Raw genomic sequence first — 15821 nt, 5'->3', positions numbered from 1 at the left:
ACGAGGCTTTTTTGTATAATTGTGAATGTTATAGGCAATAGCGTGCGAATAAGCTACTTAAGCCCGCCGCAGTTGGTTTACCATGCTGCCAGTCACCACCTTCAACACCACTGCCAGCAATATCCATGTGAACGTATGGAATTGGCTCTGCAGAATCAGTACCGTGTTTATCAAGGCCACCAACAACAGCTAAAAATGCCATCGGGAACTGGTGCCCACGGGCTGTGACAGCTGAAGCTGCATTATTACTTGAAAGCACATCATCAGCGAGTGTACGTGGCTTTATAAAGTCATAATCTTCACGGCGACTACGCGAAACTTCTGCGCCATCAGCCCATAAATCACCACAATCAGCTAGCTTGCGCGACACATTTGCAGCACGTGCTGGTCCATTTTCAACATACGCGCTGTAAGGGCCCATCGCACGTGCAGCGTGGCCTGTTAACGTGGCGACAGTGAATAACTCAGGATTCACTTCGCCTTTAGCTAAATCTTTCATTTCACTGAGTAAATCCCCCATTGCTAGGCGGCCTTCTGCATCCGTATTACCAATACGTACACGTACACCTTCACGGCTAGTAATTATTTCATCTGGTACAAAACAATCTGAGCCAATTGAATTACGTACAACGGCCAAGTAGGCAATTACTTTTACGCCTTGAGGCTGAAAATCAGCAACTGATTTCATAAGGCCAGCAACAGAAGCTGCACCACCTTTATCACGGCTCATACCAGCCATGTAACCGCCTACTTTTAAGTCTGCACCGCCTGTATCGTAAACCAAGCCTTTACCAACAAACATCAGCGTACGAGTAACATCACCTTGCGGAATATACTCAAGTTTAACCACGCGTGGATGATGACGCTCAACGGCATAAGATGCACGCGCAACAGTACTTAACATTGGGTAATCTTTATCAATTTTTGCGATATCAGAAATCACTTCAACACTCACATTACTGCCTTTGAATAAATCAACGCAGTAGTCAGCAAAGCGCGGTGGCGCCATACGCTCAGGCTCGGTACCACATAGATCGCGAGCCGCATATTGGCCAGCGGCCATGGCATCAACAGCTTTCGCCGTTTTTTCATTTGCACCAATTAAAGTAATTTGAGTAATTGGTTCAATGTTTTGACCATGAAACTCACGCGCTTCAAGTGGTTGCCACAAGGCTTGGCAAGCACCTAAATAAGCAACTTCAAGGGCATATTGATAACGGCTTTCTTGACTTGCTTGCGGTAAATAAATAGCAGGCTGCGTGCAGCCTGATGCCTTAGCTTCATTAATCGCAAGTTTCGCTGCATCAAAATAACGGCGTACATCGTCGTAATCACGATTAAGCGGACCCGTAGGGGCTAAAATAACGCGCTTAGAATCGATTACTAATAAGGTAACTTGTTTGCCAATGCGTGCATCTACAGCCATCTGCGCTGCAATTGACTGGCTTAATGAGCTATCAGCTAAGTGTGAGAAGTCATTACCGATAATAATTAACGCATCATGTGCTGCGTCATCAAATGTTGCTGCTGCAACTGCGTGAGGATATGCCATAAAAAAGGTCCTGTTGTCAAAAAATAGGACCTTATTATCATTTATTTAAGTACCCATTGCCAGCAAAGCGAGACAAGCTAATACGCCGCTGGCAACTTGTGGTTACAGTGTAAAATAAATCATCTATTCACTACTTGCTGATTTACTCTCTGCTCGGTGCTTAGCAATTACAGACCATGCCTCAAGCATCACTAATACACTGATAACCAATACCACAACATCAAGCGTCACGAGCAACCAATTACCTTGTTGATAGTATTCGCCCAGCTTTATTACACCTGCAAAAAAGGCCATCACTAATACAAAACTCATAGGGATCAATGTGTACTTAGCTGGACGGTTTGCTTTAATAAGCATCACAGAAATGACTAATAACGTTAAGCTTGCAAGAATCTGATTAGTTGATCCAAATAATGGCCAAATAATCATACCGCCACTTCCATCAGCGCCACCAGCACCAAATGCTAATAACAAGCAGCAAACGACAGCTAACAGCGTTGCAATAACGCCATTTTTTATAATCTTAATATTATAAATATCACCCCACTCTTGGATAATATAGCGCTGTAAGCGAACCCCAGAATCCATGGTTGTACCAGCAAAAAGTACAACCATAACGGCTAGTAAAGTAGACGCTATTTCGTGTGAGATACCCCAGCCACTTTCAATTAAGTTTGCGCCACCATTAACAAATGCACCTACACTGCCAGCTCCTAAGTGACTATATATTTCATGCCACTCTTCAGGGGATACAGCCAGTGCAACACCACTTACAGCGACTAACGTAATAAGTGCAAGCATACCTTCGCCAACAGCCCCTAAGTAACCCACAAAGCGGGCATCTTTGTCTTTATTAAGCTGTTTAGAGCTAGTACCCGATGACACAATGCCGTGAAAGCCTGATACCGCGCCACACGCGATTGTTACAAATAACAGTGGGATTATACTGGGTGTGTCCATCGCAACTTGGGTATTAAATGCCGGCGCTGTAATGTCTGGCATAGAGATAAATACGGCTCCATATAACAGCACTAAACCTACAAGCAGTTGCATACCATTAATAAAGTCACGAGGCTGTAATAGCATCCATACAGGTAACAATGACGCAATTGCAGCATAGGCAAATAAAATTATAATCCAGTTAGCATTTGCGCTTAAACCAAATAATTCATCAGGTAATGAAATTGGCATGCTGCTGCCCAGGTAAATGGTGTAATACAAAATTCCAACACCAATAAAGCAAAGCGGTATTAGCGATACTTTTTTACGCAATAACTGACCAATAACCAATGCCACTACAATTGCGGCCCAAGCAGGAAAAACAGCATTAGGACTACTGATAAATGATTTAGCAATCACCACCCCAAATACCGCGTTAACCATTAGTAGCACTAAAAAAACCACAATCATGAATAATGCACGCGTACGCTTACCAATCACGCTTTCAGACAATGCGCCCATTGATTTACCTTTGTTACGCGCACTTGCCCAAAGTGCGCCCATATCGTGCACACCCGCAAAGAATATTGTTCCAAAAACAACCCATAAAACCGCAGGCACCCAGCCCCAGTAAACAGCAATAGCAGGACCAACAATAGGTGCAGCACCTGCAACAGAGGTAAAGTGATGTCCCCAAAGGACGACTTTATTAGTGGGCACATAGTCCACACCATCTTCAAGTTCATGGGCTGGCGTGACAAAGCTGTCATCCATTTTGAAAATCTTCTCGGCGATAAATTTAGAATAAACAAACCAGCCAAAAAGCATCCCAACCATACCCAGCAGTACAATAACAACCGATTGCATAGCCTTCTCTCTTATAGTTAAAATTATTATTAATTAGGAAGCAACCAAACTATTGCGTATTTAAAAACAATGTTTTATCTCCCATCATCTACACTAACAATATTTAAACAACGCTGACTGTAAACCTTTAGTCTAATATGCTCAATTGCACATGCTGTTGAGGCTCACTTTTCACTCCAACACCAATGCCTAGTAACCTAACGGGTTGTTGTACACCACGTTGATAAGCTTTACTCAATAGCTCGGTAAAAATGCTGCTATCTAATTGATGGTAGGCTTGATCGGCAGAAGTTACGACAAAATTGGCAAACTTTACTTTAACACTCAGTTTACTAATTCGCTGATCTAAACCTTGCTTAGTTAAGCGCCGCGTTAACTCTTCTAACAATAACGGTAACTGCTCAAGACATTCTTGTAGATTAGTTTTGTTATATTCATATGTATGTTCCACACTTAATGATTTACGCACACGATTTGTAGATACACAGCCAATGTGAAGCCCTGCGCATTTTTGATAAAGTGAAACGCCAAAGTTCCCCACATGTTGCTGCATCCAATTAACGCCTTTAGCGCATACATCGGCGCCTGTATATAGCCCTTTTAAATTAAGCTTTTCCAGCGTAACTTTTCCCACGCCCGGTATTTTACCCAGTGGTAACTGAGCTAAAAACGCATCAACTTGATCTGGTAATACAACAAATTGGCCGTTTGGTTTATTTTCATCACTGGCAATTTTAGCAATAAATTTAATAGGAGCGATCCCAGCCGATGCAGTTAAACCCGTGGCGGCATAAATATCAGCGCGTATTTGTTGCGCCATTAAAGTCGCACTGCCATGACATGGCGTGCTGTCGGTAACATCAAGGTAAGCTTCATCTAAAGAGAGAGGTTCTATAAGGTTTGTATAACGCTGAAACACGGCACGTATTTGCTCTGAAGCATGTTTATAAACGTGCATTCGTCCTGGTACAATCACTAAATCTGGACATAATTGTTTGGCTCGGTAGTTTGACATAGCTGAACGTACACCATACTCACGCGCTATATAGTTTGCTGTAGAAAGCACGCCACGGCGGCTATTACCACCAATCGCTAATGGCACGTTAGCAAGCGCAGGATTGTCTCGCATTTCAACGGCAGCATAAAAGCAATCCATGTCGATATGAATAAACTTTTTCATTTCCCCAACCAAACAACTGTATAAATAAACAGTCATTATTGATTAACTTTGATCTATTAGCAAGTCATGAGGGAGATGATTCTTCTTGTGACGATTTCTTACGATTAAATAAACGGCTGCCAAACAACCAAAACGCACCTTCAAGTACAAAACCAAGGATCACCAATGCAATTGCGCCTGAGGCATTCCCCATTGCATAACACACGAAGGCTAAACAAATTACCGCCAATAGCGCTAACCATTTTATAGCTTTGTTGGTAGGTATATTCATTATTATCTCCTTTAAATTCAGCTAGACTCTTTATGTCAACGTTAGTCATTAAACTTAGCACATTTCCCTCATTATTCTAATTATCTTGAGCTACCGCCACGCAATTGCTAACCTAGGTTTTTAGTTTTTACGGGTCATAGTCAATGCAATCATTTATAAAACAATACCCTATTCATACTCAAATTAATGTCGCCTGGGGTGAAATGGATGCCTTACAACATGTTAATAACGTCGTTTATTTTCGGTACTTCGAAACTGCCCGCATTGATTTTTTTAATCAAATAAATTTATTAGAAGATTTGCAAACCACAGGGATTGGACCTGTAATAAGTGAAAACAATGCACGGTATAAACGCCCAGTAACATTTCCTGATACAGTACTGGTTGGCGTAACCATTAGTGACATACAGGCTGATCGTTTTATGATGCATTACAGCGTATTTAGCCAACAGCAAAATGCAGTCACCACGTTAGGTTCTTCACAAGTTGTCATGTTTAACTTTAAAACGGGTAAAAAAGCGCTATTGAGTGAACCATTATTGGCCGCACTTCATACTTATTCACGAGATTAAATTAAAAATAAGGATTTATTATGCGTTATAGCCCACTAGGTCGCAGTGGTATCAATGTGTCACGGGTATGCTTAGGAAGCATGACCTGGGGCGTACAAAACACCCAAGCGGATGCGGATGAGCAGATTGCTTATGCTCTAGAGCAAGGCGTTAACTTTATCGATACGGCTGAAATGTATGCCGTACCGCCGACTCCTGATACATACGGTAAAACAGAGCAAATAATTGGCGACTGGTTATCACGTAATAAAAGTAAACGTGATGACATTGTACTGGCAACTAAAATTGCAGGTAACGGTCTTTCTTGGGTCCGTGATGGCGGCGACATTACGCGCCAAGCAATCATTAATGCGGTTGATAATTCGTTACAACGCTTACAAACCGACGTAATTGACTTATACCAACTACATTGGCCAAACAGACAATCCCCCCATTTTAGTAAACAATGGCCCGGTATGATCCGCTTTAGTGACGCCAATACAGAGCAGCACACTGCCGGTATGCTCGATATTTTAGAAGGGCTCAATGACTGTGTAAAAGCAGGTAAAATCAAGCATTGTGGGCTTTCTGACGACACACCGTGGGGCATTAGTCAGTTTTTACGTTTAAGCGAAGAGCATAACCTACCGCGCATGGCCTCTATTCAAAATGAATTTAGCCTACTCCACGCAAAAGATTGGCCCTATCTAATAGAGCAATGTATTCATGAAGATATTGCATACCTACCATGGTCACCGCTGGCTGGCGGCATGCTTAGCGGTAAATACCTTAATGGCGCACGCCCAGAGGGAAGCCGCTGGACGCTAATGCAACGCAATGGCTTATTTCGTGATACCCCACAATCACAACAGGCAATAAGCCAATATGTTGAAATCGCTAAAACATATAAAATGTCAGCGGCACAATTGGCGCTAGCATGGTGCGACCAAGTGGATGGTGTATCGTCATCAATTATTGGCGCAACAACTATGGCCCAGCTAAAAGATAACATTGCTGCATTTAATATCGAACTAAGCGAACAAGCGCTTACCGATATAGGCACTGTTTTTAGACAATACCCAATGCCATTTTAAACAGCCACTAAAAAGCCCAATAAATCATTGGGCTTTTGTTATGCTAAAACCATCTCAGTCCTATACTCAAGGTAAATTTAAACGGCTAACCAGCGCTGCTCTAATAATAACTGCTGCGATAAATACAGTTGAGCTACAAACTCAGATCCCGCATTTACCACTGCGACACCTGCAGGCGTACCAGTCATTATAATATCGCCATCTTGCAAAGTCATAAACTCACTAATTTGCGCAAAAATAGCATCTGGTTTTGTGATCATCAGCTCACAATCACCTTGTTGTTGTACCTGACCATTGATGTTCAAGCTAAAACTAAATGCGGCTTTACTGTCATCTATTAGCACAAACTCACTAAATACAGCAGAACCATCAAATGCTTTAGCTCTCTCCCATGGCAGCCCTTTACTCTTTAAATGTGTTTGCACATCGCGCTTTGTTAAATCAAGTCCAATTCCAACTGCCGCAAGGCGATTATTTTGTACTAAAAAACACAGTTCGGTCTCAAAATGCAATTCATCATCGTTATGGTGGCTTTTTAAATTAGTACTAATTGCGCTATTTGGTTTTATAAAAAGTAACAGTTCAGTGGGCGTTTCATTGCCAAGCTCTGCGATATGAGCTGCAAAGTTACGTCCTACACAAACAACTTTATTCGGACTAATTGACTCAGTAGCACACAATATTGTATTCATTAAAGATATTCCTTTATGTCAAACATTAATCAGGTCTGTTAACAACGATAAATTAATCGGCTTTAACAGTACTTGTTCTATTTCCAACTGCTTAATTTTCACAGGATCTGGCTCCATACCACTGACAATTACCCGCTGTATTTTTGGATAATGTTGTTTTATATAGCTGGCCAGCTCCAAACCGCTGCCATCTGGTAAATGCATATCAAGCAGTACTTTATCAAACTGGCTATCACTTTTTAAAACCGCAAGACAATGAGCATAGCTTGATGCGATCAGCGTTTCGACTCCTAAGCTTTCCAGTAATAGTTGAGTTATTTGCGCAGCATCAGCATCATCTTCAACTAATAAAAAGCGTGCACTACTTTCACTTACTTTATGCTTTATCGCTGTTTCTTCGGGTTGATTATTATTTATAAGCTTATCTTGCAAACACTGATACAATAAAGTTGAATCTACTGGCTTACCGATCACATCATTAAAGCCTAATGCGGATAACTCACTGTGTATTCCTTTCATTGTAGCGGCAGTCAGAGCAATAATAGCTCCCTTAAAACCCATTTTCCTGAGCTCTATTGTTGCCTCTTTTCCACCCATAACTGGCATATGAATATCTAAAAATATAATGTCGAAAGGGGTGCCATTTTGTTGCGCCTTACTAACCTTATCAAGCGCTTGTTTTCCATGTTCCGCATAGTCTACTTTAGCCCCTGCGGAGGAGATCATATGGCCAACTAAAACCCGTAAATCTCTTAAATCATCAACCACTAATACTCGACCAGTAACCTGACATGGCGCGGTTTTATGCTGCATATTTGGCGTTAAATCAAGTTTAAGAAGCTCACGTTCAACTCCCTCAATATTGCCAGGATAGAGAGAAATAGTGAATTTAGAGCCATTACCAATAGCGGACTCCAAAGATATGCTTCCTTGCATTCTACTTAATAACTCAGAGCATATCGCCAAGCCCAAGCCTGCACCACCAACAGATCTAGACTCTACATCCGCAATTTGTTCAAATGGTTTAAATATTAAGGCTTGTTTTTCAGATGCTATACCAACTCCTGAATCTTTTATACTAAAAAATAGCATTTCCCGATTATTAACCACCTCGGTCCAGGCTCTAACAACAATTTCACCCTCATCAGTGAATTTAATAGCATTATTGACAATATTAATCAGAATTTGTCTAAACCGTGTCGCATCAATATTAATAATCAACGGCAGAGGTTGCAGTGACTCAAATCGAAGAGACAACCCTTTATCCAACGCCGATACGCGCATCAAGGTAAATACATCAGCCATTAAGCTATCTAAGTTTACATTACTGCAGCTGAGTTCAAGTTTATCTGCAGCTATTTTTGATAAATCAAGCACATCATTTAACAAACTAAGTAAGTGCTTACCGTTACGATAAATCACCCCCAATTCGTTATTCGCATGCTCACTAAAGTCACTTTGCATAAGTAACTCAGTGTACCCCAAAATAGACGATAATGGCGTACGTAATTCATGGCTTAAGTGCGCTAAAAAGCGATCTTTCGAGCGGTTTTCTGCCTCTGCTTTTAATCGTTCTAAACGTTCATCTTCAACATCACGTCGAGCTAACGCGTAACGAATTGAACGTGCAAACCGGCTACTACTCATCTCATTTTTTACAAGGTAGTCAACGGCTCCGGCATCAAGTGCAGCTGAATCTAGCGCATCATCTGATTGCCCCGTTAACATGATTATTGGGCCAGCAAACCCATTTTCTACCGCTTGTTTTAATACTGTTAACCCATCTGATGCACCTAACCGGTAGTCAAGGAGGCAAATATCATGTTCGTTTTTGCTTAGTACTTCAACAGCACTCAGAGGATCACTGATCCACTCTATGTCAAACGTATGCGCACTTAACTGCTCTAGATAATCACAAGTGAGTATATAATCATCTTCATCATCTTCAACAAGCAGCAATTTGGTTGCTTTAGTTAACATAATATCTCCCTATGCTAAAAAGCCCACTTAAACATATCTAAGTAGGCTCAAACCTAAACACCTCAAAACAACATTTACGACTCTTAATCAAAGCGGTTATTTTTTAAGGCGTTTGGGTGTGTCTATTATTAATCGTTAAAAGTACTCGGCAGCTCAACAAACTCTACCCAATATTTTCCTAACGTTTTCATTAATTCAACCAACCCCTCAAATGTGACAGGCTTAGTAATGTATGAAGCAGCACCTAGATCATAACCTTTTACCATATCCTCTTCTTGCTTAGATGTGGTCAAAATAACAACTGGGATCCCTTTTAAATTAGGGTTAGCCTTAATTGCTTGTAAAGCTTCTCTACCATCCATACGAGGCATATTCAGGTCTAATAAAATTAAGCCCGGTCGTGGTGACGACTCTTTGCTTTCAAACTTTCCTCTGCGCTCAAGGTACTCTAAAAGCTCAACGCCATCTTCAACAAAGTATAGCTCGTTAAGTACGCGGCTTTCGGCTAATGCATCCTGTGCTAGTAAACGATCATCTTCATCGTCATCAGCCATTAATATCGTAATTGGTTTTACTTTAGTGAATGGCATTTACGCCTCTCCTTGCAGTGTGAAAAGCTCACTTTCCACAGGTAATTTTATGACGAAGGTTGCACCCTCGCCGCTTTCGCTTTTTGCAGTTATTGTGCCACCATGGCGCTCAACTATACGTCGACACACAGATAAACCAATACCAGTGCCTTTGTATTGCGATCGCCCGTGAAGACGCTGAAACGGCACAAAAATCTTATCTGTATATTCGGGTTCAAAGCCAATGCCGTTATCTGAAACCCTAATAATTTGCCACGATAACTCAGTATTATGGTCATCGCTAAATTCACTATAATGCTCATGTTCAATAGTGATTACAGGCGCTTCATTTGGCCGCCTAAATTTAACTGCATTAGATATTAAATTTAAAAACAACTGCTGCATTTGACTTGGATCAGCCTTAATAATGGGCATTTCAGCTACGCTAACTTGTGCATCACTTTCTTTTATCGCAATTTCTAAATCACTTAATATCTCAGTCATCACAATGTTTAAGTCAGTGTCTGTAAAGTCCTTACCACGTGTTGTTACACGTGAAAACTCTAGCAAATCGTTGATTAGATTTGACATACGCTGCGCCGCATTTTTCATTCTGCCAATGTAATCAATGCCTTTTTCACCTAACTCGTCTTTATACATTGTTTCCAAGCGGTCGCTGAATGCCTGAATTTTTCGCAGGGGTTCTTGCAAATCATGACTTGCCACAAATGCAAAGTCTTCAAGCTCTCGATTACTGCGACTCAACTCATCTGAGTACAACGTAAGCTCTTGCGTGCGCTCGTTAACTTTGTTTGCGAGCGTTTCATTTTGATGTTCAAGTTTTAAGCGATACCTAGCTTCATTTCGCAAATTTAACCGCGTCAAAATAAACATGCCGATAATTAACAAAGCACTCGTAATCGCTGTAATCGCAAACGTTATTTTTGCTTCATTTTTAATTTGCCTTAACTTTGCAAATAAATGCGCTTTAAAAATAATTTCACGATCTTGAATTTTTGTTACAAGCGCTCTAATTTCTTTATAAAGTTCTCGGCCCCTATCAGTATTAAGTATACCTAATGCACGGCGCTCCTTATCATCTTGAGCCAAGTTAACAGTAAGCTTTAGCTCCTTAATTTTAGCGTCAACCAATAAAAATAATTCAGCTATATGCTGAGCTTGCTCATCAATTTCTGATCGCAATGACTTCAAATGCTCAGTTTGTGACTCTAACTGAGTGATCGCATCAAAATAAGGAAGCAAGTAATCTTCTTTCTCTGTCAGTAAGTAACCCCTCTGACCGGATTCAGCTTGCACAACGGATAAATGAAGCTGTTCTATTGCAGCTGTCAATGAGTTTGTGTTATCTAAACTGCCTTGTGTTTTAGTTAAACTTTGAATTGTGTTCAATGCTAAAAAAGCATTACCTACAATAATACAAAGCACAACAGCGATAAAACTTGCCCATACTATGTTTGTTTTTCCTTGCTGTTTCTTCACGCGTATTTATTTCCTATATGCTTTATTGCGTATCACTAATTTTTTGCAAGCTATCACTGCATTGCTGACAATTACTGATGATTTTATCTAGTGCAGCAATTGCCTTATCTTTAGGCATGTCATTTTCTAGCACAAGCTTTATCAGTTCTGCATTCATTGATATACGATTAAGTGGTGCACGCGCATCATGAACTAATTTATTTAAAGGTTCTTTATCACTCATATTGCCCTCTATGATTACCTTGTTTACTTGTATTCACCTATGCCGCCGTAAGCATTTAGCCGGTTATAAAGTGTTTTAGTACTGATCCCTAGCATTTGAGCCGCCAAAGTCTTATTGCCTTGTACTTTATCTAAAGTCGCGTGGATCAGTTCTTTCTCAACTTCCTCAATAGTTTGACCGGCACTAACCTGATTAGCTTGGGTTTGCTTATTTGCACGTGAAAAAGGCGATTCTAAATTACCTGGTAACGTAATTACTTTCCCTTTTGGATCGCTCATTATAAAGGCACGATGGATTGCATGGCGTAATTCTCGTACATTACCCGGCCAATCATAGCTTTCAAGCTCTTTTAACTGGCTTGCTTGCCAGTTGAAATCAGTACCATTTTCATCATTTAACTGATCTAAAAAAGCTTTAGCAAGTAGCTCTATATCTTCCTTGCGCTCGCGCAATGCAGGAATATCGATAGGGAACACAGCCAACCTGAAGTAAATATCCTCACGAATAACATTGTTTTGCGCCAAATCAGTTAACGAACGGTTGGTAGCTGATATAACACGACAATCAACAGGTAGCTCACGGTTTCCACCTACTCGTGTAACCTTTCTACTTTCTAGAACACGCAGTAAATTTGGCTGCATATCAATAGGCATTTCAGTTACTTCATCTAAAAATAAGGTTCCTGTTGCTGCTTGCTCAAACACCCCCTCTTTACGGGCGATAGCCCCTGTAAATGCCCCTTTTTCATGGCCAAACAGTTCGCTGCCTATTAGTTCTTTTGATAAAGCACCACAGTTGGTTGCCACAAGCGGCCCCTCACATTGGCTGGCATTATGGATAGCCTGAGCGACTACCTCTTTACCTGCACCACTTTCTCCCATTAACATCACATTTGCACTTGTATTCGCAACGCGTTCAATCATGGTATACAAACTCTTCATCACTTCAGATTCGCCGATTAGCGTACCAAAGTGCTTTTCAATGCTCGGCTTTGCTTTTTTCTTATTTGCTTTCTTTTTAGGGTTAAGTACTCGCTCAATATCTTCGCGCTGCAAAGGCTTAACCAAATGCCCTACGTTAGGTTCACACATCTCAGCTAATTTACCTTTAACTGAAGGATGACCAGAAATTAACGTGATCTTTGGAGTTTGCCCAATACTTTTTAAGTGCTCAACCAAATGCAAACCGCTGCCATCTGGCAGCATAAAATCTAAAAAAACATGGTCAAAGGTATTATTAACAAACCATTGTTCTGCTTCTGCCAAATTGGCTGCGGTATCAATGTTATGACCTAAAAATTCAACTATATGGCATACAACATCACTAAACTCGGCGTCATCATCGACTAAAAGTATGTTTAACATTTTAAATCCCTATGATTTTTTTCCTATTCTACGCACCCTAATAAATAAATAAAAGGTTCTGACTTTCTCTTATGACATAGAATACGCACTTAACTATATATGTACGCTTAACTGATACAATTGGTTTACTTAATAAGGTATTTTTTTAAATTTAAACAAGGAACTCTATGCGCTTATTAAAAACAGCAATCCACCCGAGTATAAGTAATGCAACTTCAACGCAGTTTACTCGCTTAACGGGTCGCGCAATTGTCCTACGTGATAATACTATTTTGCTTATGTTTACTAAACGCTATGAAGATTACAGCCTACCCGGCGGCGGCATTGACGAAGGTGAAACTATTGAGCAAGGGCTTATCCGCGAGCTACAAGAAGAAACCGGCGCCCAAAATATTAAAGTACTTGGTGAGTTTGGTTTATACGAAGAATTTAGGCCTTGGTACAAAGATGACTTTGACGTTATAAACATTAAATCTTACTGTTATTTTTGCAGTATTGATGCGCAGTTAGGACAATCGCAGCTTGAGCATTACGAGCAGCAAAATGGCATGGTTGCTAAGTGGGTTGATATTCATGAGGCCATAGCCCACAACGAGCGCACACTGGCCAACAGCGATAAACAAGGGCTATCAATTATCCGCGAAACTTACTTACTAAAAGAAATTGTAAAAAAACTTTAATGCTCTGAATAAAAATTAAACCTGCTAACTTGCAGGTTTAATATCCTTAGGCAGCACATAAAAACGAAACAACCCAATCAGGTTACTCATTAAAAATAAACACTCCATTAATACCGCAACAGGTGAACCCACCAATATGTTGTGACTTATCCAAAAAGCAGTACCGAGCACCATAAATAGTCGCAACAATACATCCCGCTGTCGAAATGAAGCAAATGTTTGTATCAAGGTTGCGATTAACGCCAAACCGCTCAGCCAATCTTGCCAACTTAGAGCCACGGCAACACAGCTTAATAACATAAACCCTAACATCGCCCATTGGCTACGGTTAAAAATACAGTAAAAGTATCGTGTAGCGGCAATCAGCATCAATAAAGCGGCACTCATTTTATTCAATAAGAAAAAATGAGTGGCAGTTAAAAGCACCGAACTAAACAAGCACAGTAATATAAGTTTTCGGGACTTAAATTGAAACGATGCTAAATCTAAAAGTGTGGCAACTGCAACCAAACATTGTGAAAGTATGAACATAGCGACTCCTGTAAAAACAGCAGTCTAACTAGCTTTATGTCGTTTCCCCTTAACTTAAGTTAAGGCGCTTACGAATTCTTGATAATGATATAGCCGATATCCCAATATACAGTGCGACTTCAGTTAAATTCAGTTGAGCAAGCCAATGAGGTTTTTCGTTCACTAAATAACAATACCGCTGCTCAGGTGTATTGAGCAGTAAAAATGCTTCTTTTGCTTCTTTAAAAATAAGCTGTTGAGTAATTAATTGCTGCTTTAAACATTGCCATGCAGGCTGAGTAAAAAGGCTAAGTGGCACAACAATTACTTTTGCAGATTTAATAACTTTCAATTGATAAAAAGCATCTGTATCCGTTAGCCAATTAGTAAATAGCAATGCAAACTCGTCTTTAAAATAAAACTCTTTACACTTCTGGCCGCCATCAGCAGTTGCATGTAATGCCCCAAGCACACCATCAAGTAACAAATACCCATAATATTGTTTTTGCCCTTGCTGCACTAACACGTCATCACGCTCAAATTGCTTTGTCGGATAACGCCCCGCTAATTTATCAGCCAAAGCATGCGCTAATTCACGGTTACTATCGCCCAGTGGTAATATGTGTGATTGTGGCATCTATACAGACCACTTACTCATTAATACCAACGACACTTCAGCTGCGCTCACATTCACTCGAGGAATATACTTTTGCCCACACCAAAGCGGTGAAAAACCACTTTCCTTACGCTCCTCGGCTTTAGATCTAAGCGCCGTGATTGCAATACTTGCATAAGGAAATGGCGGAACATGCTCAGGTATTGAGCCGAGTTCATTCATTACACGATTACAAATGCCTCTGGCTACACGCCCTGAAAACAACGTTGTTAATGATGTAGAACCATCGCCTTGCTTTAATATTGCATCACGATGAAGTGCAGATGTTGTTGCCTCATTACACAGTAAATAAGCACTACCAACCTGCACACCACTGGCGCCTAGTAGCTTCATATTCAGTACGTCATCCGCATCAGCAATACCGCCAGCAGCAATAATAGGAACACTCACGTTAGCCACACATTCTTTAACAAGCTCTGTGGTTGTTTTATGTAAATTAAAATCCATTGATAAAAAATGCCCACGATGCCCTCCGGCTTCTAAACCTTGCGCAATAATTGCATCCACACCATTGTTATTAAGCCAAATAGCCTCGTCGAGAGTCGTCGCGGTTGAGATTACTTTGCCCCCCCAACTCTTGATTTGTTGCACTATATTATTTGCAGGTAAACCAAAATGAAAACTCACTACTGGCGGCTTAAATGGGGCTATAACATCGACTATTTTTTGAGTTATGGGCTGTCGGGATGCCTCACTACTTAGTGCTCTTTCATCAACACCATACTCTGCAAAATAGGGAGCTAAAAGACAATGCCACTGCTGTGTTTGGATTGGCGTATAATCTGATTGCGCATGACAGAAAAAGTTAAGGTTATAAGGTTTATTAGTAATTTGTGTAAGTTGAGTTAATTGAGCTATAAGTTGCTGCTCACTTAACATCGCACATGGTAATGAGCCAAGCCCACCGGCTTCACACACGCTTGCTGCAAGCTTTGCATCTTGCACGCCGGCCATAGGCGCTTGAATAAGCGCAAGGGGAATATTAAAAAGTGACCTTATCATTAGACTCTCCTTGTAACATTTTCTGTTACGTGCATTTTTTACAGAATACAGCTACTTAATAATTTATATAAATAAAACCAAACAAAACACAAACCCCATTATTAACAAGTGGTTAAAAAGCTTATTTAGCTAAAAAACAAAGTGGCGTTAGCTTTGCAATATCTTCTGCAC

General features: G+C 40.6%; 16 protein-coding genes. 3 read left to right on the top strand and 13 right to left on the bottom strand.

Annotation, left to right across the window (positions count from 1 at the left end; all coding sequences use genetic code 11):
* Window positions 1-28 precede the first annotated feature (28 nt).
* The 4 genes from ACJJVX_RS07835 to ACJJVX_RS07820 form a co-directional block, all read right to left on the bottom strand.
* A complete protein-coding gene (locus ACJJVX_RS07835; protein WP_054206169.1) occupies window positions 29-1552 on the bottom strand; it encodes a leucyl aminopeptidase family protein in 1524 nt (507 codons plus the stop codon).
* A gap of 123 nt (window positions 1553-1675) precedes the next feature.
* A complete protein-coding gene (locus ACJJVX_RS07830) occupies window positions 1676-3358 on the bottom strand; it encodes a carbon starvation protein A (protein WP_054455249.1) in 1683 nt (560 codons plus the stop codon).
* Window positions 3359-3485: 127 nt separating this feature from the next.
* The gene (gene dinB, locus ACJJVX_RS07825) at window positions 3486-4538 is read right to left on the bottom strand and encodes a DNA polymerase IV (protein ID WP_054206171.1); all 1053 of its coding nucleotides are present in this window, start codon (window positions 4536-4538) and stop codon (window positions 3486-3488) included.
* Window positions 4539-4602: 64 nt separating this feature from the next.
* Window positions 4603-4809 (bottom strand): hypothetical protein, encoded by a 207-nt coding sequence (locus tag ACJJVX_RS07820; protein WP_054206172.1) that lies wholly within the window; start codon window positions 4807-4809, stop codon window positions 4603-4605.
* Window positions 4810-4952: 143 nt separating this feature from the next.
* Here ACJJVX_RS07820 and ACJJVX_RS07815 point away from each other — a divergent pair, with 143 nt between their 5' ends.
* Complete coding sequence (locus ACJJVX_RS07815) at window positions 4953-5381, top strand: thioesterase family protein (RefSeq protein WP_054206173.1); 429 nt, start codon at window positions 4953-4955, stop codon at window positions 5379-5381.
* Window positions 5382-5401: 20 nt separating this feature from the next.
* Window positions 5402-6454 (top strand): aldo/keto reductase, encoded by a 1053-nt coding sequence (locus tag ACJJVX_RS07810; protein ID WP_054206174.1) that lies wholly within the window; start codon window positions 5402-5404, stop codon window positions 6452-6454.
* A gap of 77 nt (window positions 6455-6531) precedes the next feature.
* On the opposite strand, the gene ACJJVX_RS07805 is transcribed toward ACJJVX_RS07810, so the two are convergent.
* The 6 genes from ACJJVX_RS07805 to ACJJVX_RS07780 all read right to left on the bottom strand — a co-directional run bounded on the left by ACJJVX_RS07805 (window position 6532) and on the right by ACJJVX_RS07780 (window position 12782).
* Window positions 6532-7146, bottom strand: a complete 615-nt coding sequence (locus ACJJVX_RS07805) for a fumarylacetoacetate hydrolase family protein (protein ID WP_054206175.1) — start codon at window positions 7144-7146, stop codon at window positions 6532-6534.
* Between the two features lie 18 nt (window positions 7147-7164).
* Window positions 7165-9126: a response regulator gene (locus tag ACJJVX_RS07800; RefSeq protein WP_054206176.1), complete on the bottom strand. Its 1962-nt coding sequence runs from the start codon at window positions 9124-9126 to the stop codon at window positions 7165-7167.
* A 128-nt stretch (window positions 9127-9254) separates the two neighbouring features.
* A complete protein-coding gene (locus ACJJVX_RS07795; RefSeq protein WP_054206177.1) occupies window positions 9255-9716 on the bottom strand; it encodes a response regulator in 462 nt (153 codons plus the stop codon).
* Entirely contained in the window at window positions 9717-11195 is a 1479-nt protein-coding gene (locus ACJJVX_RS07790) for a sensor histidine kinase (protein ID WP_082379067.1), read from the bottom strand.
* A gap of 22 nt (window positions 11196-11217) precedes the next feature.
* Entirely contained in the window at window positions 11218-11418 is a 201-nt protein-coding gene (locus ACJJVX_RS07785; protein ID WP_054206179.1) for a hypothetical protein, read from the bottom strand.
* 23 nt (window positions 11419-11441) lie between these two features.
* Entirely contained in the window at window positions 11442-12782 is a 1341-nt protein-coding gene (locus ACJJVX_RS07780) for a sigma-54 dependent transcriptional regulator (protein ID WP_169326791.1), read from the bottom strand.
* 167 nt (window positions 12783-12949) lie between these two features.
* Between ACJJVX_RS07780 and ACJJVX_RS07775 the strand changes: the two genes are divergently transcribed.
* On the top strand, window positions 12950-13462 hold the full coding sequence (locus ACJJVX_RS07775) for an NUDIX hydrolase (RefSeq protein WP_054206181.1): 513 nt from the start codon (window positions 12950-12952) through the stop codon (window positions 13460-13462).
* Window positions 13463-13486: 24 nt separating this feature from the next.
* On the opposite strand, the gene ACJJVX_RS07770 is transcribed toward ACJJVX_RS07775, so the two are convergent.
* The 3 genes from ACJJVX_RS07770 to ACJJVX_RS07760 are packed head-to-tail and all read right to left on the bottom strand — an operon-like array spanning window position 13487 to window position 15650.
* Window positions 13487-13993: a YgjV family protein gene (locus ACJJVX_RS07770; protein WP_054206182.1), complete on the bottom strand. Its 507-nt coding sequence runs from the start codon at window positions 13991-13993 to the stop codon at window positions 13487-13489.
* 49 nt (window positions 13994-14042) lie between these two features.
* Window positions 14043-14609 (bottom strand): Crp/Fnr family transcriptional regulator, encoded by a 567-nt coding sequence (locus tag ACJJVX_RS07765; RefSeq protein WP_054206183.1) that lies wholly within the window; start codon window positions 14607-14609, stop codon window positions 14043-14045.
* Complete coding sequence (locus ACJJVX_RS07760; RefSeq protein WP_405630905.1) at window positions 14610-15650, bottom strand: NAD(P)H-dependent flavin oxidoreductase; 1041 nt, start codon at window positions 15648-15650, stop codon at window positions 14610-14612. It lies immediately after the preceding gene.
* Window positions 15651-15821 lie beyond the last annotated feature (171 nt).

Origin of the sequence: Pseudoalteromonas sp. Ld20 (assembly GCF_045064175.1) — a bacterium.
Lineage (GTDB): Bacteria > Pseudomonadota > Gammaproteobacteria > Enterobacterales > Alteromonadaceae > Pseudoalteromonas > Pseudoalteromonas neustonica.
Note: the sequence above shows the minus strand (reverse complement) of the source record. Positions and strands in the feature narration are given on the sequence as shown.

What these genes read in the sequence shown, in the direction of transcription:
- ACJJVX_RS07835 (WP_054206169.1), bottom strand. Translation starts at nt 1,552, where the DNA reads ATGGCATATCCTCACGCAGTTGCAGCAGCAACATTTGATGACGCAGCA.
- ACJJVX_RS07815 (WP_054206173.1), top strand. Translation starts at nt 4,953, where the DNA reads ATGCAATCATTTATAAAACAATACCCTATTCATACTCAAATTAATGTC.
- ACJJVX_RS07795 (WP_054206177.1), bottom strand. Translation starts at nt 9,716, where the DNA reads ATGCCATTCACTAAAGTAAAACCAATTACGATATTAATGGCTGATGAC.
- ACJJVX_RS07830 (WP_054455249.1), bottom strand. Translation starts at nt 3,358, where the DNA reads ATGCAATCGGTTGTTATTGTACTGCTGGGTATGGTTGGGATGCTTTTT.
- ACJJVX_RS07760 (WP_405630905.1), bottom strand. Translation starts at nt 15,650, where the DNA reads ATGATAAGGTCACTTTTTAATATTCCCCTTGCGCTTATTCAAGCGCCT.
- ACJJVX_RS07775 (WP_054206181.1), top strand. Translation starts at nt 12,950, where the DNA reads ATGCGCTTATTAAAAACAGCAATCCACCCGAGTATAAGTAATGCAACT.
- ACJJVX_RS07800 (WP_054206176.1), bottom strand. Translation starts at nt 9,126, where the DNA reads ATGTTAACTAAAGCAACCAAATTGCTGCTTGTTGAAGATGATGAAGAT.
- ACJJVX_RS07770 (WP_054206182.1), bottom strand. Translation starts at nt 13,993, where the DNA reads ATGTTCATACTTTCACAATGTTTGGTTGCAGTTGCCACACTTTTAGAT.
- ACJJVX_RS07805 (WP_054206175.1), bottom strand. Translation starts at nt 7,146, where the DNA reads ATGAATACAATATTGTGTGCTACTGAGTCAATTAGTCCGAATAAAGTT.
- ACJJVX_RS07780 (WP_169326791.1), bottom strand. Translation starts at nt 12,782, where the DNA reads ATGTTAAACATACTTTTAGTCGATGATGACGCCGAGTTTAGTGATGTT.
- ACJJVX_RS07820 (WP_054206172.1), bottom strand. Translation starts at nt 4,809, where the DNA reads ATGAATATACCTACCAACAAAGCTATAAAATGGTTAGCGCTATTGGCG.
- ACJJVX_RS07765 (WP_054206183.1), bottom strand. Translation starts at nt 14,609, where the DNA reads ATGCCACAATCACACATATTACCACTGGGCGATAGTAACCGTGAATTA.
- dinB (WP_054206171.1), bottom strand. Translation starts at nt 4,538, where the DNA reads ATGAAAAAGTTTATTCATATCGACATGGATTGCTTTTATGCTGCCGTT.
- ACJJVX_RS07785 (WP_054206179.1), bottom strand. Translation starts at nt 11,418, where the DNA reads ATGAGTGATAAAGAACCTTTAAATAAATTAGTTCATGATGCGCGTGCA.
- ACJJVX_RS07810 (WP_054206174.1), top strand. Translation starts at nt 5,402, where the DNA reads ATGCGTTATAGCCCACTAGGTCGCAGTGGTATCAATGTGTCACGGGTA.